The organism is Dactylosporangium salmoneum (genome assembly GCF_039532525.1).
Lineage (GTDB): Bacteria > Actinomycetota > Actinomycetes > Mycobacteriales > Micromonosporaceae > Dactylosporangium > Dactylosporangium salmoneum.
This window is the reverse complement of the sequence record NZ_BAAARV010000031.1, coordinates 68632-88779: the sequence shown is the minus strand read 5'-3', so window position 1 is coordinate 88779 and position 20148 is coordinate 68632. Positions and strand designations below refer to the sequence as shown.

The 20148-nt window shown below is 66.9% G+C and carries 12 protein-coding genes; 4 read left to right on the top strand and 8 right to left on the bottom strand.

The window, feature by feature from the left end:
• Positions 1-156: 156 nt before the first annotated feature.
• From ABD352_RS21205 to ABD352_RS21180, 6 genes are all read right to left on the bottom strand, one after another.
• A complete protein-coding gene (locus tag ABD352_RS21205) occupies positions 157-1185 on the bottom strand; it encodes a tyrosine-type recombinase/integrase (RefSeq protein WP_344614166.1) in 1029 nt (342 codons plus the stop codon).
• Positions 1175-1639, bottom strand: a complete 465-nt coding sequence (locus ABD352_RS21200) for an AbrB/MazE/SpoVT family DNA-binding domain-containing protein (RefSeq protein WP_344614165.1) — start codon at positions 1637-1639, stop codon at positions 1175-1177. Before ABD352_RS21200 ends, ABD352_RS21205 begins: the two co-directional genes overlap by 11 nt.
• A gap of 411 nt (positions 1640-2050) precedes the next feature.
• On the bottom strand, positions 2051-2722 hold the full coding sequence (locus ABD352_RS21195; RefSeq protein WP_344614164.1) for a hypothetical protein: 672 nt from the start codon (positions 2720-2722) through the stop codon (positions 2051-2053).
• 123 nt (positions 2723-2845) lie between these two features.
• Entirely contained in the window at positions 2846-5464 is a 2619-nt protein-coding gene (locus ABD352_RS21190; RefSeq protein ID WP_344614192.1) for a TrlF family AAA-like ATPase, read from the bottom strand.
• 277 nt (positions 5465-5741) lie between these two features.
• On the bottom strand, positions 5742-7421 hold the full coding sequence (locus tag ABD352_RS21185; RefSeq protein WP_344614163.1) for an LA2681 family HEPN domain-containing protein: 1680 nt from the start codon (positions 7419-7421) through the stop codon (positions 5742-5744).
• A 14-nt stretch (positions 7422-7435) separates the two neighbouring features.
• A complete protein-coding gene (locus ABD352_RS21180) occupies positions 7436-7834 on the bottom strand; it encodes a hypothetical protein (RefSeq protein ID WP_344614162.1) in 399 nt (132 codons plus the stop codon).
• 78 nt (positions 7835-7912) lie between these two features.
• On the opposite strand from ABD352_RS21180, the gene ABD352_RS21175 reads away from it, so the two are divergent.
• The 3 genes from ABD352_RS21175 to ABD352_RS21165 all read left to right on the top strand — a co-directional run bounded on the left by ABD352_RS21175 (position 7913) and on the right by ABD352_RS21165 (position 10575).
• The gene (locus ABD352_RS21175; RefSeq protein ID WP_344614161.1) at positions 7913-8218 is read left to right on the top strand and encodes a hypothetical protein; all 306 of its coding nucleotides are present in this window, start codon (positions 7913-7915) and stop codon (positions 8216-8218) included.
• A gap of 345 nt (positions 8219-8563) precedes the next feature.
• Positions 8564-9451 carry a hypothetical protein gene (locus ABD352_RS21170; protein ID WP_344614160.1) on the top strand — a complete coding sequence of 296 codons (888 nt, stop codon included), beginning with the start codon at positions 8564-8566 and terminating at the stop codon, positions 9449-9451.
• Positions 9448-10575: a hypothetical protein gene (locus ABD352_RS21165; protein ID WP_344614159.1), complete on the top strand. Its 1128-nt coding sequence runs from the start codon at positions 9448-9450 to the stop codon at positions 10573-10575. Before ABD352_RS21170 ends, ABD352_RS21165 begins: the two co-directional genes overlap by 4 nt.
• A 64-nt stretch (positions 10576-10639) precedes the next feature.
• On the opposite strand, the gene ABD352_RS21160 is transcribed toward ABD352_RS21165, so the two are convergent.
• Complete coding sequence (locus tag ABD352_RS21160; protein WP_344614158.1) at positions 10640-11443, bottom strand: glycosyltransferase family protein; 804 nt, start codon at positions 11441-11443, stop codon at positions 10640-10642.
• Between the two features lie 501 nt (positions 11444-11944).
• Between ABD352_RS21160 and ABD352_RS21155 the strand changes: the two genes are divergently transcribed.
• Positions 11945-18535: an RHS repeat-associated core domain-containing protein gene (locus ABD352_RS21155; RefSeq protein WP_344614157.1), complete on the top strand. Its 6591-nt coding sequence runs from the start codon at positions 11945-11947 to the stop codon at positions 18533-18535.
• Positions 18536-19478: 943 nt separating this feature from the next.
• On the opposite strand, the gene ABD352_RS21150 is transcribed toward ABD352_RS21155, so the two are convergent.
• A partial coding sequence (locus tag ABD352_RS21150; RefSeq protein ID WP_344614156.1) for an IS701 family transposase occupies positions 19479-20148 on the bottom strand: 670 nt, incomplete at its 5' end.

Below are 20148 nucleotides of genomic sequence, written 5' to 3'. Positions count from 1 at the left end.
GCACGGCGTTCTCAGCGCCCCGGTCAGCTCGTCGAGGGGGCCGCGCTTAGGGAGCCTAGGTAATTGCAGGGCTCTCTGCGTTGTGCCACATGATGATCTTGGCTTGGCCCCCATACTGTGCCGCACTGCTGCGACGCAAACGTGTTCAAGGCTTCACTAGACCACATGATGACCGTCGATGGGCTGCGCGAGCGGGTGCGGCTGGCCGGTCATCGCGGCCAAAGCCGCGGCGACGGCCTGGAGGTCGGCGCGGATGTAGGTGGTGGTGGCTGGTCCGGTGGTGTCGGTGTGGCCGGCGTAGGCGCGGGCGGTGCCGTAGCCGAAGTGCCGTTCGACCCAGGTGAGGGTGGTGTGGCGTAGCCAGTGGGCGGTGATGCCCTGGGCGGCGACCCACGGCAGGTGCCGGCCGATGCGGCGCCAGAGTTCGTCGTAGCGACGGCCGGTCAGACCGTTGCCGTTGCGGTACCGCGGCAGCGGATCGGTGGGCAGGACTGCGCCGCGGACGGCGGCGTGTTGAGCGAGGCTGGCGGCGAGGTCGAGGCTGATCGGCTGCCAGCGCACCGTGCCGCCCTTCTCCCGCAACTGCAGCAGGCCGCGTTTAGCGTCCAGGTCCTGTAGGCGCAACCCGAGCGCACCGGCACGCCGGCATGCGGTCTCGGTGTGCAGTCGCAATAGCAGTGCGTCGAGGATGGTGTCGTTGCCGGTCGTGCGGGCGACGACGTTGATGTCGGTCAGTTCGGCCGGGGTGAGCGCCCGTCGGGTGGTCGGGAGCCGCCGGGGTTTACGGACTCGGTGGGCCGGGCTGTCCGCGGCGTCGATGAGACCGTCGGCGATGGCCACGTTGTAGAAGGCGCGGGCGGCGGCGATGAGCAGTTCGCCGGCGTGGCGGCCGCCTCGGCTGTTGCGCCGGGCTCGAGCGCTGCCGACGACGCGCCGCTGGAGCGCCTGGATGTCGCTCGCGGTGACGGCGTCGATGGCGAAGTCGCCCCAGGCTGTGGTCATGCGCTGCCAGTAGCTGCGGTAGGCGCGCAGCGCGCCCGGACCGGCCGCGGCGAGCACCTGCGGAAGGTACTCGTCGAAGGTCGGCAGCGTGGGTCGGGCGTCGCGTTGCAGGTCGGCGAGGGTGACGCCGAGCTCGGCAAGGGCTGTCCAGGCGGCGTTAAGCCGCTCGCGGTCAGCCGCCATCGCCCGCTGCGATCTGGCTGGCTAGCAGGCGTGCGACGGTCCGGGCTGGATAGACCAGCAGAAGGTCGTGGGCGGGGTCGGCGAGCAGGACGACGACGTCGCCGGCGGCGAGGTGGCACAGCTGGCGGACCGGCGCCGGAATGGCCAGGAGGCCGGTGGCGCCGATTGTGTGGCGCGCGGCCGGGCTGGATGTCGCTGTAATGGCGCCATGCGCGATGTCGAACTGGATTCGGTGCCCCGGTGGCCAGCCAAGCTTGTGCAGCAGCGGACGGGCCGAGATCCGGCCGGACGGGTCGAGCCGCCCGACGTCCAGGTGCGCCTCGGCCCGGTCAGGCCCGGTGCGAGGTGCGGGTAGCCGGGACAGCGGTGGCCGTGGCGGGCGGGCTCGGGGGAGTGGCGCGGGGATGAGCGCCGCGATCATCTGCTCGGCTGGGGCCGGGTTGCTGTGCGGCACGCGGGTCATCGTCGCCGCCGGGACGCAGTCCGCACATGCTGAAACCCGACCGGGTAGTCACCCGCTCGGGTCTGCTGCTCGGATGCTACGAGATCCACGATCTTGGTAAACATTCACCAAGACCAGTGTCGAAGGGGGGATTAACCCCCACCCATAGCATCCCCGCACGAAACGGGTATGCATGCGTACTAACCTATCGACGACGCGCCAGTATTTCAACTGTCAAAGTTGAGCTTTGACCGCCCGCACGGTTGTGATCTGGCGCACGAGAGCGTGTGAGTCGATATGGGGCGCTCGTACGTGCGGATGGTTGCAGGGTGTAGGTCGCGTCCATCGACGACGGATGCAAGGGTCGTGTCTCCGGGGCGCTTCGACCTCCAGCGGTCCGATGCTCTCCGTCCTGGGAGCTGGCTACCGGGATTCTGCTGCATGTGCTGGCAATCCAAGCTCGGCTTTCAAGTCGGACGCACTCATCACAGTGAACGACGTGCCCAGTCTGGCCCGATGAATCCAACCGTTGGTCAACAGAAGCCAGCCGGACCCGTCCACGGCATTCAGGTTCCCGACGGTTTCGAGCGTGTATTCTGCGGCGTTCAGCCATTTCGCAACCGCCTCGTCGGCCAGTTCGCCAGGTAGCGGAAAGCAGAGGCCGCCTGGAAACTGAATGTATCGCAGACCGTCTTTCATCAGGCGGTGATCGGCGTCGTAGTCCAGGCGCACCCGTAGAACAGATTTGCTGACGCTTCCTTCTCCCCAGGAAACCTCCACTGAACGAATGAGTGAGTCGTCCACGAGCAGTCGATCCGCTCCGACGAAGCTGTCGATTAACGGTTTGAGCCAGTTGTCGAGATCCGGCTCAACGTCGGACTCCCACCGTCGCCGTGGCACCGCCCACTGTCGAACGCTCAGCGCAACCTGGGAGTCGATCACAAAGTCGAAGGCGGCAAGGGTCGCCGCGAGTGCGGCGTCGAACGCCGCGCGTGCGGTCTTCTTCGCCTGCAAGGACACTGGCTCAACTTCCAGGCTGAAGGTTAACTGCCCGTCGCTGCCTGGGCCGTCGAGTGGGTGTTCGGTCGTCGTCATCGCCTCAGCATGTGGTCGGGGTCGCCGACCGGCGATCCGTAGGATCGACTTGGACGGCCGGCGGCGGCATTGCGCGTGGGTTTGCGGAGCGTCGGCGGATCGGGCTCGGTGCCGGAGGTTGGGCTATCGAGCGGCTCGGTACCGCCGGGCCCGTGCTTTGAAGGCCTCGTCGCCTCCCTCAAGGATGTGTCGTGCGGCGTCTGCGACGTCCGGTTCGTCGATGGCGCCGCAGGCGACCACGCGGCTCTGGTCGACGGTGGCGTCGAGGGCGAGGATCATCTCGGCGTCGCCGAGGATTGGGATGTTCGGGTTGTGCGTGGCGACGATGACCTGGCGTCGGTCTGCGACCTCGGCGAGTTGCCGGACGACCTGGTCGTAGATGAACCGGTTGTCGAGGTCGTCTTCGGGCTGGTCGATGATGAGCGGGTCGGTGCCGGTCGCGAGCGCCAGGGCGAGCATCGCGGTCGCCTTCTGCCCGGGGCTGACCTTCCGCACGTCCAGCCAACGTGGGTCGCCGGTGTCGAGTACGTTGATCTCGACCGTCACGAGGTCCTGCATATCGCATTGCTCGATCTGCCGGACCTCGGAGGGTCCGAGCTGACGAGCCTTGTTGGCGGTGAGGTCCGTGACGCCGAGCTTCAGCAGACTGTCGTCGGTGGCGGTCAGCGCCGCGACGAGGGTCGCCGGTCCGGCCCCGGCGAGTTTCGCCCGTTGGTCGGCTCGGACGTGCTGGCTGGCGAGGAGCCGTTCCAGCAGGTTGTCGAGGTCGGTCGTGTCGGCCAGTGGCTGCACGACGACGCGGACGCGGTTGCCGAGCCTGGTGTTGAGTTCCGCTGCGGCGTCCTGGAACTGCTGGGACACCAGAGTGCGGAAGGTGCGCAGGTCGTCGAGGAGCTTGGCTCGATAGGCCAGGTGGCTCACGATCTGCTCGCGTTGGCCCGGCACGGCGGCGACGGCGCGGGCCAACTCGGCGGCGGTCCGCTGCTTGTGGGCGAGTTCTTCAGGGTCTTTCAGACCGGCGTCGGCGAGCGCGACGTTGATCTCGTGGCGCCGCGCGTCGACCCGGGAGCGATGCTCGGCGATGAGCGTCTCGATCACGTCGTTCGCTTCGCGGGTCGCGGCCTCGATGCCGTCGGCGGCGGCGACCAGGGCGGCTGCAACCCGGTCGGCGGTGCGATTGAGCTGTTCCGGAACGCAGTCATGCTCCTGGACTGCCGGACGGACGGATCGTTGACGGATCTGGGCGATGAGGCTTTCGGCGTCCGTCAGCCAGTTTTGGACGGCGGCGACCTCCTCCTCGACCGTAGTGAGCTGTTGCGAGGCGGTGACCTGCTCCGCTGCGCCACGCTGGCCGGCGACCTTCAGCTGGTCGTTGAGGTCGGCGAGTTGCGCTTCGTGCTCCTCGGCTCGGCTGACCTCGGCTTCGAGGAATCGGAGGTCACCGTCGATCCGGTTCAGTTCGGCGAGGCAGTTGCTGGCGTCGGTCTTGGCGTCGCCCATCTCCGGGCCGGCGGAGATGGCGACGAAGTCGCGCAGCGCGTCCTGGTGTTCGGCCAGTTGGGCGAGTTCACGCTGGCCGAACACGTTGATGGCGAATCGGCGGCCCGGGTCTACGCCGATGTCGCGGCCGTTGCGGGTCAGGCGGGCGGGTGTGCTGTCGCCGGAGCGGACGATGTCGTACCGCTGCAAATCCTCGGCGACGACGCCGAACGTGGCGGTGGCGTTCGCCGGGAAGTTGGTACGGCGGTTGGCCCGGTTGTCACTGACGGTTGATTCGGCGCCGCCGCAGACGTGTCGCGCGATCTCGATCGTGGTGGACTTGCCGGTGCCCTTGCCGCCGATGATCGCGTTGAGTCCGGGGCCGAGGTCGACGGTGACACCGTCGTGGAATCCGCCGCTGATGGCGATGCGGGTGATGTGTGGCCAGGTCGCGTCGGCGCTGGGCAGGAAGCGGATGCCGGTGACGTGCCCGTACTTGTCCCGGAGCTTCTCCGGGAAGCGGATGCGGTTCTCTGGCATGAGGAACGCCTGCCGCAGGCTTTCCAGCGTCGGTGGCTCGCCCAGCTTCAAGTACACGGCGCGTTCGCCGACGGTGTCGAGGCTGCGGACGTCGCCGGAGATGAACCAGGCCGGTCGGTGGCCGTCGAACTGCGATTTGGGGTTCGTGAGCACGTCGGCGTGGTCGTTGCCGTATACGTCGAAGCCGAGCACGTAGCCGCTCTGGGCGACCTGCGCGCTGGTGTTGCACACGTTCTTGCCGAACAGTCCGATGTCTTTCGCGGTGGCGTGCGGCGCCAGCACCAGCGCGCCGTAGCGCTCGGTGGCCTTCTTCGCCAGTTCCAGCGGCGAGCCGGACAAGGTCGGGTTCGGGAAGCGCTTGTCGGTCAGCCCCGGTGGCCCGTCCGGAGGGAACAGTCGCGCCAGGAACTGCTCGCCGCGCCGATATCCGTCGTCGGTGCAGTCCCAGATCGCCATGAGGTGGCACTTGTTGACATTGAACTCGATGCCGGGGAACACGGTGACGCCATGGCGCGCCCCGGCCGCGGCGAGCTCCGGGTACCACGCCAGCGTGTTGTGGTCCGTCACGGCGATGACCCGCACGCCGGCGTCGGCGTGTGCCTTGATCAGGATGTTGGCGAAGCCGGCGTTCGGCACCGGTCCACCGACGGCGCCGTACTTGTGATTGAAGTCCGCCGGCGTGTGGACCTGAAGGTCCGCCAGTGTCCAACGCGAGTAGCCCACGCGGAGCGACGATAGGTGCGCGAGCCGGTTCGAGCGATCAGGTTCCCGGCCTGTCGCCACGATTGCCAGCACGAAATATGACAAACCGTACATCGCGTCGCGATGATCACTCCTTAGAGTTACGCGCGGGCGCGGTCGGATGCTTGCAGGGGATGAGAGTCCTGCGTGCTCGTCGCCGGTCTTCTCTTGTATGGTGCTCTGGTCACGCCGTACCTGGTGCCACATCGGCTGTCCAGCATCGCGACGCCGTGGGGCCGGTGGCCCTCGTCGGTGGGCCTCAGGTTGTACGGTGCCAAGTGCCCGAGCCGTCGGTGGGCCAGGGCCGCCAGTGCACTGCCCGACGACGTGTCTGGAGGCGTCGGGAGGTCACTGCTCGGCGGCGTGCGTGTCGGGACCCGGGAACTGCATGTATTCGTACGACGGGATCGGCACGTACTCGCCGACATGATCGTCCGGGTGGTTCCAGGTGGCCACCAGGTCGATGACGTACAGGAACGCGGAACGGGTTACCTGGAGTGCGAGGACGGTGGAGTCGACGAGGTCGAACAGGTTGATCCTGCTGCGGGAGTCGACGGTGACACCCGTGGCGTCCAGCAGTGCCGCATGCACGATCCGGTGGGTCCCGGCGTTTCGGAGCGCCTGCGAGGGCGCGTAGAGACCCCAGCTCCGACAGGGCGAAGGCGGGGATCGCCCTGGCCGGGCTCTGCACGAGGTTCGCGCGGACCGATCCGTCGGACTCCGACCAGAACTTGCGGAACGACACGCGGTCCGGGCGGTCGCCGACGTTGAGGTACTCGTTGACGACCACGGCGGTCTTGTCCAGGACGTCGAGCGCCGATCGCTGCGACAGCAACAGCCTCGAGTACTGCGTGCCGTAGAGGGAATGGTCCAGGGTCTCGACGTAGTACCCCGAGTCGTCCGCCTTCTGCTCGAGACCTTCGGCGATCTGGACGACCCCGTCGAACGCCAGGCGCCGCGACACCAGGAAGTCGGACTTCAAGACGTTCATCTCGGCCAGGATGGGCGGTGTGACGTCGGCTGCGGTGGTGCCGTAGAGCTGTTCGATGACCGCACCGTCCCAGTGCGGCTCCTCCGTGCCGAGGCCTTCGACGGCAGGTGACAGGGCCAGCCGATGCGCCGCGACCCAGATCCGGTACTCGTCGGTGTCGTCGTCGAGCCCATGAGAGAGATGACCCTCGCTCTCGGTGAGTTCGAGTGCGTCCCACCTGTCGGCGGTTGCCTCGCCGGCGAACGACACGGTGCCCGCACGAAGCGACTGGGCCATGGTGACGTACTTGTCGTACACGGCGGCCAGGTGCCCCAACTGCCCGGTGCCGTTGCCAATGCGCCCCTGCAGTAGCTGGGCCAGATTGCCGGCGGCGTTGCCGTTGTCCGGGTTCTCATCCAGCGCCCGAAGGTAGAAGTCGTACGCCTCGGCCCAGCGGCCTGAGTGGTCGAGGCTGTTCGCGAGGTTGCAGTACGCCGCCGACCGAGTGTGCGGGTCCGCTCCCTGGGCGGTGCCGATCTCGAAGAACAGCTTCCGGGCCTTGCGCAGCTGCACGCGATGCGCCAGGCGATTGGCGACCAGCTGGGGCACCCAGGTGGCGCGGCGACCCTCGCCCGGCAGCCCGAAGTCACACTCGGACGCAAGGGCGTTTGCCACGTTGTACAGGCACTGGAAGCGCAGCGGCTCGTCCGGGGCGGTCTCGGCCAGTGCCTGCTCCGCGAGGTCCCGTCCCTGTCCGAGCAATGCTGTGTCCCGCAGATCGAACGCGCAGTTCAAGACTGCGGACGAGCACATGAAACGAAGTGCCGTGGTCTCGGTTGAGGTGAGCCGCGCAGCGTCCACCTCTGCCGCGATCAACAGCACCTCGGCTGCGGCGTCAGCGGCAGCGCTCGCACGACGGCCACCGTGATGCAGGATCGCCTGGTACAGACGATGATAGTCCGCCGACATTTCCACAAGCCAAGCTAGAACGGCCCGGCTTGCCGACGCGACCGGATTTGCGCACGACCCCTCGGACGAAGGAACAGCGCCATCAGCCGCCGGGCGGTCGCCGAACTGCGGCGGCTCGGCTTCACCTCGATCCTGCGCACCGGCGACAACGACAACGACACCGCCGTCCTCGCCGACGTGGGCCACGCCACGGGCTTGCCGACCAACCCGCCCAGCGGCGCCTGTAACCCGTCATTGGCGAACGCCCGCGCCCGATCCTCGGCCTCGCCCGGTCCACGCAGCACTGGGTCCACCGGCGCGCAGGCAACGTTGGCCAGGTGACGCGCCCGCGATCGTACGCCCGGATCGACGGCCGCGGCCACACCCGCGGACCCGGACCGCCCTTCACTCGAATTGATGATATTCGCGGTCATCGGGAATGTTTCTCGTCGCGAGAACACTGGAGCCTGCTGAGCGCCGCCGAGTGCGGCGGCAACAGAAGAGGGAGACCGATGCCCGACCTGCACGAGAACTCGCTGCACGACTTCCTGGCCGTCGACAGCGAGCGCCGCGAGTCCGAGGCCGAGCACGGCGTGCCCGGCAGCTACGCCGACTGGCCCCGCGAGCTGCTGGTGCGATGGCGCCAGGCACTCGCCCAGCTCCGGCTCATCCGATCGAGCACCCGCCAGCAGGGCAAGGAGCCGCCGGCGCTGGCTGCCGAGCTGGCCTGGATCGACGACCGATGGTTCGAACTCACCATCGACGGCGATTCCCGCACCGCCTTCTACCTTCAGACGCCGGAGCCCGCACATCGGTGAACCGCACCACGCCCACAGCACTCGCAGTTTCTGCGACGAAGCCGTGTTCAAGGCTTCAAGGGCAGTTCATGTTCGACGGCGTCGACACAGCTCTGGTGATCATCGGGCGCCGAAACTCCGGGTCGATGGCTGGATGGCCAACTCGGAGGTTCTGCAGCACCTGCAGCGCCACTGAGTCGGTCGGTGAGGCTGTCACTCGAGTGGGGCGTCCTCGATGCGGCGCCCGTAAATTGTCTGCGGTGCCCGGCCGCGGCGGATAGCCTACAAGGCTGCGCAGCGCCCAGCTTTCGCAGCGGCGGTACATCGCGAGTCCGGTGCGGTGCCGTCCTGGCTGAGGAGCTGATGATGCGCCCCGACGACTTCTTCGATGACCAGCCGAACACCGGCGGCATCTGGCCCAGCGGTCCGACCCGAACATTCAACGTCGATCTGGTTGAGGAACTCCGGCGAGCGCCGGTCGCAGACCGCGTCGATGTCGATGTCGCGGTTGGTCTCGTTCGGCTCGTCCACGATGACCTTGAGCGGGTCGGCACCGGTGTGGACCCGGAACTGACCGAGCTGCAGATCCGGATGGCGATCCTGACGCTGCACGCGGTCCTCAAACGCCTCACGGTCAGCTTCGACATGCCGTTCCGCGACTTCGCGACCTTTCGGGCGTACTGGAAGCGAAACGGTGCCGGGGGCAAGTATCAGGCCCGCCGCGACATCCTCAACGAGCTGTTCAACCCGCTGCTCGACCAACTGGTCGAGTTGCAGGCGCAGGGCGAGACCTCGACGCTGGCGGACGCGGTCAGTCCGCGCCGGGTGACGGGCTGGGCGCGGGTGGACGCCGAGATCGGCGAACTTCGCCGGCACTTCCAGAACGCGCAGACAGTGCAGGACTACCGCAACATCGGCAACGACGCCGTCACCGTGCTGGAGACCCTCAGCGCCACCGCATACGACCCTGCCGTACACCTCCGTGCTGGCGAGATCGAACCACCGGTGGCGCAGACCAAGCTCCGACTCGACCGCGTGATCGAGGACGCGCTACCCGGAGCGTCCAACGCTCACCTGCGCAAACTCGCCCGTGCGTCGATCGAGTTCGCGCAGCAGGTCAAACACACTCCGACCGGGAACCGACGCGACGCAGGCGTCGCCGCCGACGCCGTCATCCTGCTCGCCAACATCCTCCGGCGCCTCACGGAGCCGATTGCGCCCACAGCTGCCACGACCGAGGAGATCGCCGCATGACCACCGCAGCCACCGTATCCGACCCGCTCCTCGCGCCCCTGCCCGAGCCGCAGCAGTACCTCATCGACATCGTCGCCGACGCCGTCATCGCGACCCGCGCCTGGCCGGTCTTCCAGTATGTCGAGGCGAAGATGGACGACGCCGGGTTTGACGCGAACGCGGTCATGAGCTCCATGCCCGTGATCTCCCGTGGGCAGCTCGCGTACTCCTTGATCCGCCGGACGAGCATGTTGTCGCCCGACACGAGGATCGAGCTGACCGTCGCAGGCATGGCCCACGCGCCGATGCTCGGCCCGACCGTCGAAATGTTCCTCGCAGTCCTCGCCGAACTCCGGAGCCGCAGAGTTACTGCTGGCTACGACCCTCTGCGGGTAATCGAGGTCGTCGTGTCAGGCCCGCAGCTCGTGTCAGAGCTCGGCTTGGCCGATCATCCGCACGCCAGCCTGCTCCCCAGCATCCTGCAAGGGGAACCCTCGACCTGGCACGGCGCCGGCCACAGCGACGGCAACAGCTGGGAGCATCAGCCGAGCACCTGGTTGCGGCGGTTCGCCAACGTCGCCGGGGTCGACGACTACCTGGCGAGGATCCGCGCATTCGTCATGCCGGACCTGCCTGCCATGGAGCCCTTCGTCGCCTCGCCGTTGAGCCTGGCGGCCGCCTTCGACTTCCTCGACGTCGTATGGCGGCTCGAGTTCAAGGAGCGGCTGGTCACCCTGCCCAGCGCAGAGCGCCTCACGAAGCTCGCGTTCGACGCGAATACCGCCGAGGAGTTCGACAGCCGCCTCAGCGGGCTCGGCGAGATGCTCAAAGGGCTCCGCGTACCCGGCAACCCGGACGACGGCGTGCTGGTGCGGCTCGACGCCTTTCTCACCGGGCACCTGTCCTCGGAGGGGATAGCCCGAGTCCGTGTGGGGCTCAAGAAGCTCCAGCTCGTCACCCGCATCCGCAATGCCGCCCAACATGCGGGCGCGGCGACGAGCGCTGCCAAAGCCCTGCCCGCGTTCGGTCTGACGTACCCGGTCACCGACTTCTCGGCGGCGTGGCGGACTGTGCAGGCGCACGCCGTCGAGGCCCTGGAAGCGATCCGCGACGAAGTCAGCTCGCGCAGCCGCATCGTCGTGTAGCGGCTTTTCCTTGTGCCCGCAGGTCCCGGTCGACACCGGCCGAGACCTGCATCGTGGCCAGACGTCACTTGGCTACAATTCCGCCCACTGCCGCTCGTTTCCCCACCACCGCGACCGCTGTTGCGCCTTCCCGGCCAGCGTCCTCGTTGAGGACATGATGAACATCAGCCATCGGTACGAAGCCCGCGAAGCGGACGTTGTTGCGGGGGTCGTCGAGTGGGCGGGTGCAGCCGGGCGGGATGAGTGCCAGGACGTCGATGTCGCCGGGGGCGGCGACGGCGTCCACGAGGGCGTCGGGCATCCCAAGGTCGAGCAGGACGGTGCCCAGGGTGACCAGCACCCGTGGCCGCCCCGGCGTGGGCGGCGGCAGGTTGGGTGCCTGGCTCGGGGCTCGTCCGGCGTAGGGGTAGGCCCGGATGGCCAGCCGGTCGGCCGGCGGCGACCATGCCGGGCTGTGCAGAGGCGCGGGCCATGGGTCGATGAGCGCCGCCCGCCCGGGCCGGGTCAGGCCCCGCTGCGTGTAGCGGGTGGCGAGGAGGGTGCCCATGGCTGGCGCCAGCGGCGGCGGCGCGATCGGGAGCCCGATCGCGTGCTGGACCAGGGGCAGTCCCAGCGCGGCGGCGACCATCGGTCCGGCCGCGTCGTACTCGTCTGCGACGATCACGTCGGCTTCGAACGCCCGTGCCGTGCGAAGGATTGCGTCGAAGGACAGGCCCACTCGGGTACCGGCGAAGAACGATGCGACGGGGGAGATGTCGCGTAGGTCGGCCATGTCGGCGCCGCCGGTGCGCTGGTCGTTCTCGGCCAGCAGTTCGGCCGGCTCGGGCCCGCCCGGCCACACCGGCAGCTCGCCGACCAGGTGCGCCATCGATGGCGGGACGGCGACGGCGGCCTCGTCACCGGCCGCGGCTACGGCTTCGGCGAGGGCAGCAGTGGCAGCAGATGGCCGTAGATCGGTACCGCGGTGAACAGCACGCGCACGACGCTCATTCTCGCTGGGACGCCATGGGCGCGCCTCAGCGTTTTGTGTGAGGCATTCCGGCGCGTTCAAACATGGGAGTGTTGCCGACGCAGTTGTCCGGCTAACGGGCGATAGCACAGCAGGCGCCCACGGGCGGATGCTCAACGCCATCCGGTCATTTCGCCCATCGGCATAGAGGCGGGGATCTAGCGGCCGAAAGCGTCAACCGAATCCAGACCCTACGCTAGGTGATCTTGGATGTGATAATTGCCACTGAAGCTGCCTGTTTCACGCTGTAGTTGGCCCGTGACGCGATGTTGCTGAGCGTGATGTCGCTGTCAGCTTCTTCCCAGCAACGGCGGTGATCGATAGCGTGCCTCCCCACATGATCAGCACGGGGAGGCTTGCATGCTGCATCGGCGCGGCTGGTTCGGTGTTCGTCTGGTTCGGCAGGGTCGTGGCCGGGTTGGGCTGGCCGTCGGGCTGGTGCTGGCGGTGTCGGCGGGGGTGTTGACAGCTCCGCCGTACGCCGCGGCTGTGCCGGTGCCGGGCGCATTGCAGCCGGATCGGCCGACGGAGGCGTCGGTGCCGGTGACGAGCGTGGCGGGCAAGACGGTGCCGTTGGCGGAGTCGGATCGGGTGGGGCAGGCGTCGGCTGGTGCGCCGGTGTGGCCGGCTGGTGGTACGGCGTCGATTGCGGTGGATACGGCCAGTCTCGGTGCGGCCGGTTCCGCGGTGTCGGCGAAGACCGCTGGTGGTGGTGCTGGTCGTGCTGGTGGTCTTGCGGTGCGGGTGCGGAAGCAGGGTCTTGATCCGGCGGATGCGCAGTCGGATCCGAAGGCGGAGACGCGGCTGCTGACGGCTTCGGGTCCGTCGGTGGTGCGGTTGTCGGTGGCGGATCGGACGGTTGCGGACAAGGCGCAGGTGCAGGGTGTGCTGTTCACGCTGGTCCGTGACGACGGCGAGGCCGGTGCCGGCAAGGTCGCGCTCGATGTGGACTATTCGTCGTTCGCGGGTGCGTATGGCGGGAACTACGGTGGCCGGCTTCGGCTGGTGCGGTTGCCTGAGTGTGTGTTGACGACGCCGGAGCGGGCTGAGTGTCAGGTGCAGACGCCGGTCGATGGGGCGGTCAACTCGGCTGCGTCGCAGGTGGTGTCGTTCGACGCGGTCAGTGTCGCCGACGGCGCCGGGATGGTCTTTGCCGCTGGCGGGGGAGCGGACGCGGTGGTGGCTGCTGGTGGTGCTGCGGGTTCGACGCCGTTGTCGTCGACGGGGCAGTCGGCGTCGACGTCGACGGCGGGTTCGACGCCGCTGGCGGCGGCGCCCAGCGGTCAGACCGTGTATGCGCTCAGCGCCTCTCCGTCGAGTTCGGGCGGCGACTATACGCACACCTCGCTGAACGAGACCTCTAGCTGGGCCGCAGGCAGCCAGGGCGGCGAGTTCGGCTACTCGGTGCCGTTGACGATGCCGCCCGGCCTGGGTGGTCCGGTGCCGGATGTGACGTTGCAGTACTCATCGGCGAGTGTGGACGGGCGGACCGTGGCGAAGAACGCCCAGTCGTCCTGGGCTGGCGAGGGCTGGGACTACAACCCGGGGTACATCGAGCAGACGTACCGTCCGTGTAAGGACGACGGGTGGACCAATAACGACCTGTGCTATCTGTCCGAGCCGCCGATGACGATGTCGTTCGGCGGGCACTCCGGTCGCCTGGTGTGGGACGCCGTCGCCGAAGACCCGAACGACAGATACTGGCACTTGGAGTCCGACGACGGCTCGCGGATCGAATTGGTCGTTGACGACGCAAGCAAAGCGAACGGTGACTACCGGAACCGGTACTGGAAGCTGACCACCCAGGACGGCACGCAGTACTTCTTCGGCATGAACAAACGCTACGCCGACGACCCCCAGTCGACGAACAGCACCCAGAACGTCCTGGTGTACGGCAACCACTCGTGGGAGCCGTGCCACAGCAACGTGCATGACTGGTGGTCGGGTTGTGACATGACATACCGGTGGAACCTCGACTATGTCGTGGATCCGCGGGGCAACACGATGACGTACTTCTACGAGAAGTATCGGGGGAAGTACGGCAACTGGAACGGTACCGACACCCACGTCTACGACCTCACCGATACCCTGACCCGGATCGAGTACGGCACCCGGGCGGGTACGGAGGGGGCCTCGAACGCGCCGATGCAGGTGGTGTTCGACACGGGGGTGCGGTGTTCGACCGAGCCGTGTGCTGATCATCCTGAGAACTGGCCGGACACGCCGTGGGACCAGTTCTGCGCCACGACGGTGACGGCCTGCGCGGCCCATCAGAGCCCGACGTACTGGACGCCGTTCCGGCTGACGACGGTGACGACCAAGGTGTCGTTGCCGTCGCAGGGTGGCTACCAGGACGCGGATGTGTGGAGCCTGCAGCACATTTTCCCGGACTCTGGTGAGGCCGGTGTGTCGCCGTCGCTGTGGTTCAACTACCTGTACCACAACGGTGTGGACTACCTGTACCAGAACGGCGTGTACACCAGGACTGTCCTGCCGGCGAATCCGATGCACTTCGGTGGGGACCGGTTGCAGAATCTGGTGGCCGCCGCTGGCCCGTACTATCAGCACTACCGGATGACGGTCGTCGACACTGGCACCGGGCACATCACCACGGCGGCGTACTCGCCGCCGGAGTGCACGTTCAGCAACATCAACGGTGTGCCGTGGGACCAGTTCCCGCTGCGGTGTTTTCCACAGTGGAACGGCGTCGGCTGGAACTACTTCCACAAGTACGTTGTCACGAAGGTCACCGACATCGACGCGTTGACCGGTTCGCCGAACGTGGAGACCAGCTACGTCTACAGCACGGAAGGTTCGAGCACGAACACGCTGTGGCACTTCGGCGGCGATGAGGCGGCCACTGCCACGCACCGCTCGTTCACCGACTTCGCCGGGTACAGCACCGTGACCACCACCGTCGGCGCCGCCGGCGGCCTGCAGTCGGTGTCGAAGAAGCTGTACTACCGCGGCCTGAACGGCGACTTCACCTCCGCCGGCGTCGGCACCCGCCAAGTCACCATCACCAGCTTGGGCACGGAAATGGGCCCGAACGGGACCCCGTCCACGCGCGTGGTGATTGACGCCGAGGGCCTGCGCGGCACCCTCGTCGAGGAACAAGCCCTCGACGGCTCCGGCCTCAACGCCACCGTGCTCAGCAGAACCATCCACCTGCCATGGCAGTTCACCACCGCCTCCCGGGCCACCAACAGCAACATTGGCACCATTTCGGCCCGGTACAACCGCGAAGCGCAGACCGATACCGGCACCTGGCTGCCGGCGAGCAGCACCTGGCGGTGGAGCCGGACCACCCACACGTACGACACCAAGTACGCGCTGGAAACCGCGGTCAAGGACGACGGCGACCCGAATGTCACGACCGACGACGTATGCACCACCAACACGTACGCCACGCCCGACAAAACCAAGTGGATGATCGACTACCCGGTGCAGGCGGTGAGCACCACCTGCGCCGCCGCGCCGGCCGCCGCTGACTATCTGGCCGGCACGCAGACGTTCTACGACTCGGCCACCACGGTCGGGGCCACGCCCACCAAGGGCCTCACGACGATGACCAAGAAGCTCAGCGCAGTCAACGGCTCGACGCTGACCTGGGTCCAAGCCAGCCGCGCCGGCTACGACAGCTACGGCCGGCTGACCGACGGCTACGACCAGCTGGACAAGCACTCGACCACCGTCTACAGCCCGGCGTCGGGCAGCGCGGTCACGTCGACCACGGTCACCAACCCGCTCGGCCATGTCACCGTGACGACGCTGAACCCGCTGCGCGCCATGGCGGTCAAGGTGGTGGACCCCAACAGCAAGACCACGACGGTGGAGTACGACGCGCTGGGCCGGCTGACGAAGGTCGTCCGCCAGCACTCCGCGGCGAATGGCCCCACCACCAACCTGCCCGACATCGAGTACACCTACACCCTGCGCTCCACCGGCGGCCCGAACACCGTGGTCACCAAGACGCTCGGCCCCAACGGCAATCAGATCGTCAGCTACCAGCTCTACGACGGGCTGATGCGGCTGCGCCAGACCCAGGCCCCTGGCCCGCAGGCCAACGGCGGACGGATCATCACCGACACCGCCTACGACAGCCGCAACCTGGTCACCAAGACGTCAACGTTCTGGAACAGCGCCGCACCCACCGACAGCGTCGCCGGGTTCGCCGACGCCGACGTGGTCACCCAGCACCGCTTCACCTACGACAACGTGGGCCGGAAGACGGTCGACGCGCTGTGGTCGGCCAACGTGCTGAAGTGGCAGACCACGACCGTCTACCAGGGTGACCGGGTCGCGACCACCCCACCCGCTGGCGGCATCACCACCCAGACGGTGTTCGACGTACGGGGCAAGACCACCGAACTGCGCCAGTACGCCACCTCGAACCTGAACGGCTCGTTCACCAAGACCACCTACACCTACGACCGGCTCGGACGGCTCACCGCCGCCACCGACCCGGCCGGGAACAGCTGGACCAGCCACTACGACCTGCGCGGCCGACTCGACTCGAGCAGCGACCCCGACAAGGGCTCCGCCACCGCCGTCTACGACAACGCCGACCGGCTCACCACGGCCACCGACGCCCGCGGCATCAGCCTCACCTACACCTACGACGACCTCGGCCGCCGCACCGCCGCCTACGACGGCACGAACACGACCGGGTTCAAGCGCACCCAGTGGATCTACGACACCGTCGCCAAGGGCCAGCCCACCTCATCCACCCGCTACATCGGCCAGGACGCCTTCACCACCACGGTCACCGGCTACGACGACGCCTACCGGCCGCTCGGCACCACGACCGTCATCCCGTCCAGCCTGAGCATCACCGGTCTGCCGTCGGGCAGCTACACCACGAACACCACCTACAACCTCAACGGGTCCGTCGCCACGGTCAGCTACCCGGCCGCCGGGGACCTGCCCGCCGAGACCGTTACCAGCACGTACGACAACACTGGCTTGCCGCTGACTCTGACCAGCCCGGCCAACACCTACGTCGCCGGCACCAGCTACTACAACCTCGGTGGCCTCTATCAGCAGATCATCGGCGCCAACGGCAAGCGCGTCCGGCAGACCACGACCGTCGATCAGGCCACCGGCCGGCTCGTCACCGCGGCCACGGACACCGAGAACCAGACCACCCCGAACACCTGGGTCGAACAGCTCACCGAGAACTATGGCTACGACCCGGCCGGGAACGTCACCGGCATCAACGAGACGAGCGCCGGTGCCACGGTGTCCAACCAGTGCTTCAGCTACGACAATCTGCGCCAGCTGACCGAGGCTTGGACCACCACCGCCACCACCTGCCAGACGACACCGACCCTCACCGCGGTCGGTGGTCCCGACCCCTACTGGACCAGCTACAGCTACAACAACCCGACCGGCAACCGCACCCGCGAAGTCCGCCACGCCCTGACCGGCACCGACACCACCCGCGACTACACCTACCCGGCAACCGGCCAGCGCCACACCCTCAGCACCGTCACCACCAGCGGCGCCACCACCGGAACCGACACCTTCCAATACGACACAGCCGGGAACACCACGACCCGCAATATCAGCGGCAAGCCCGGTCAGACCCTCACCTGGGACAACGAAGGCCACCTCGCTATCGTCGCCGACACCTCAGGCACCACCAGCTACGTCTACGACGCCGACGGCAACCGCCTCGTCGTCAAGGACACCGCCGGCGTCACCGTCTATCTGGCCGGCTTTGAACTGCGCAAAACCGGCGCCATCACCACCTGCACCCGATACGTCGGCGAGGCTACCCGCACCGCCACCGCAACGACCTGGGTCGCCAGCGACGCGCACAGCACCGGCCAGCTCGCTATCGACGCGGCAACCCTGTCTACTACCCGCCGCAAGGCCGACCCATTCGGCAATCCCCGCGGCGCTGACCCCTCCTGGCCGAACCCCCACGGGTTCGTCGGCGGCATCCGCGACAACACCGGACTGACGCATCTCGGCGCCCGCGAATACGACCCCAACACAGGCCGGTTCATCTCCGATGACCCGATCACCGACCCGAGCGATCCGCAACAACTCAACGGCTACGTCTACGCCGCAGCCAATCCGGTGACGAACAGTGACCCCAATGGCCTTCGAACCTGCAGCGGCCCAGCGGACTGCGGGAGTGATGAGTCGCACGGCAACAGCGCTTGGGGCAGCGGAAGCAGCCGTAAGAGTTCCGCCATCAACAAGAAGATCTGCGGCGCGCGCGGCGGCGGCAGCTGCTACCGCGGCAAGCCGCTCAAGGTCAAACCGACCCCGAAGGAGTGGGAGCAGCGGTGCTGGGGCGGGCCGCTCTGCCGCAACGTGGAGAACGGCGTTCCCGATCCCGGCAGCCGTCCGTGGGCTACCGGTCCGCTGGTCATGCCGGGCGTTACCGATCCCGGCAGCCGTCCGTGGGCTACCGGTCCGCTGGTCATGCCGGGCGTTCCCGACACCGGCAGTCGCCCTACGCCGGGAACGCCCACCGGGCCGGGAGGCCTAACCGTTGTCAAGATGCAGGGGTGCGACGTAATTCCTGGTCTTGGAGCGTACTCCTGCCCTAATGCATATCCCGGCTTGCATATGGTTGGCGTATGCTTCACGGGTGGGGCTGGTGCCTTGTTCGGTGGTAGCTTCGCACTGTGTGTTGGTGCTGATGGCCAGGGATTGGGCATGTGGTCTTCGTATGGAACTAATCAGGGGCCACAGTTCGGAACTGGTGCGTCCGTCGTCGGCGTCCTATCGAGTGGAAATATCGACGATCAGCGGGGACGTGCTGACACGATCGAAGGTGGTATCGGTCCTATCTCAGTTAGCGAATCTGAGGCGACTTCAGGCGGCGTCACCGTCTACACCGAAAGCGCTGGCGTGGGCCTTAAGGGTAACTTCGCTGGCGTTGCAAGCGGCGACAGTAATACTTGGTGGGTTTGGCGCTTCTATAATTGGTAAATCAGGGGACCCTTTCGAAGGGACAATACCCGGGGGTGGTGAATGCGGGGCCCTAGAAGTAGGCGTAAGAGGCGCGCCTTGCTGCTTGTCGTAGCCGCATTGTTCACGGTCTTCGGACCATTGTTCAGCTGGTTTACCTTGGATGAAGCGCGTGGGGGAGTGGTTGATGCTGAGGTAGTTGCCATCACGTCAAACTACCCAGGTCGGCGAGTGTATGACGTCAGATTTGCTGTGGCGGGACGGATCTGTGAGTCCCATGTGGATTCCGGCTCGAAACCGTTGCCGCGGGATATCCACGTCGGTGGGCACTCGCGCCTCCAGTATTCTGCTTCGGACCCCTGCGGGAAGGTGCGCGAAACAATCGCTGGACCGCCCTGGCCTGCTGCAGTCATCGCAGTGATCATAATGTTGAGCTGTTGGGTTGGAGTGTGGCGTCTGCGGCCCTCGAGGAACCCGGCATCGTGATTGGTGGCGTGCTGGTAGCGAACTTCCCAACCTGCCTTTTGTGGTGCGGGCATACTCCGGCCGAAGTCATCCCCTTCGATACTGACGCACCTCCGCATGAACAGCTCCCGCGTGAGGCGGACTTCGTCTTCACCCGTTCGCGTGACCGAAAGTAACGTGACTTAGGTCACTTCTGTCATGATCGTCTGTGATCCCGTGGGATCACGGCGGTGGTCGAATGTGACACTAGCTGGCATCCGATGAAGCTCATTGCATGCCGTGATCAGCGTGTTTAGTATCAGCGCAGGTCAACGCCTTGCGTCTTAGTACTGCAACGACAGGTTGTGATGATGTCCGCGTCTCTTGTAATGGCTGATGCGGGCGCGGGTTTGGCTTGTTCGTCGCCAGGTCGACCAGTGCACGACGTGTTCGATGACGCGCGTCAACGGGGCCGTGATCCGATTGAACAGTCGCCGGATCTCGTTGACGGACAAGGGAATCAGCGATCCGCGGCCGCCGGCAGCGGATCCCCTTTTTTGACAGCGTCTCGGGTGATCACGAGGAACGCCGCCGCAAGCATGGACAACGTGACATGTCGATACCACGCCTCATACCCGCGAACCTGGTAGTGATCGAGGCCGGTCTCGTTCTTCGCGGTCTGGAAGCACTCCTCGATCGCCCATCTCGAGCCCGCCACCCGGATCAGCTCGTCGAGGTCGGTGTCGGCCGGCCCGAAACACACGTAGTAGGCGAGCTTGCTCGGGTCGCTGACACTGCGCCGGGCCAGCAGCCAATGTCCCCACCCCGGCCGACGCAACGGCCGGATCTCCACCGCCGTCCAGTCATAGACCCGCTCACCGTGCGCGCCCGCACCACAGCTCAACCGCGCCCACCCGGCAGCGTCAACGGCGGCAACGAGGCGATCGACCCGCTCCTTCAACAACCGCTGCGACACCACCATCGTGTTGCACGGCACAGCGAGAACGTGCGCAATGTCGTTGAGTTCCAACCACATCCGCAGTTTGGTGTCCTGCCCGTAAGCCTCATCACCCGTCAACCAACCGAACGGCACATCCGCCTCGATCGCCCGCTCCACCATCTCCTGCGCCAGCAACGGTTTCGTCGCGAACCGCACCGCGTCCGGCACTCCAGCCTCCCGACACCGCTGC

Bases quoted from the DNA above. Each gene is read 5' to 3' on its own strand.
- ABD352_RS21205 (WP_344614166.1), bottom strand. From the start codon at position 1,185: ATGGCGGCTGACCGCGAGCGGCTTAACGCCGCCTGGACAGCCCTTGCC.
- ABD352_RS21195 (WP_344614164.1), bottom strand. From the start codon at position 2,722: ATGACGACGACCGAACACCCACTCGACGGCCCAGGCAGCGACGGGCAG.
- ABD352_RS21185 (WP_344614163.1), bottom strand. From the start codon at position 7,421: ATGTCGGCGGACTATCATCGTCTGTACCAGGCGATCCTGCATCACGGT.
- ABD352_RS21180 (WP_344614162.1), bottom strand. From the start codon at position 7,834: ATGACCGCGAATATCATCAATTCGAGTGAAGGGCGGTCCGGGTCCGCG.
- ABD352_RS21175 (WP_344614161.1), top strand. From the start codon at position 7,913: ATGCCCGACCTGCACGAGAACTCGCTGCACGACTTCCTGGCCGTCGAC.
- ABD352_RS21170 (WP_344614160.1), top strand. From the start codon at position 8,564: ATGCGCCCCGACGACTTCTTCGATGACCAGCCGAACACCGGCGGCATC.
- ABD352_RS21165 (WP_344614159.1), top strand. From the start codon at position 9,448: ATGACCACCGCAGCCACCGTATCCGACCCGCTCCTCGCGCCCCTGCCC.
- ABD352_RS21160 (WP_344614158.1), bottom strand. From the start codon at position 11,443: ATGGCGCACCTGGTCGGCGAGCTGCCGGTGTGGCCGGGCGGGCCCGAG.
- ABD352_RS21155 (WP_344614157.1), top strand. From the start codon at position 11,945: ATGCTGCATCGGCGCGGCTGGTTCGGTGTTCGTCTGGTTCGGCAGGGT.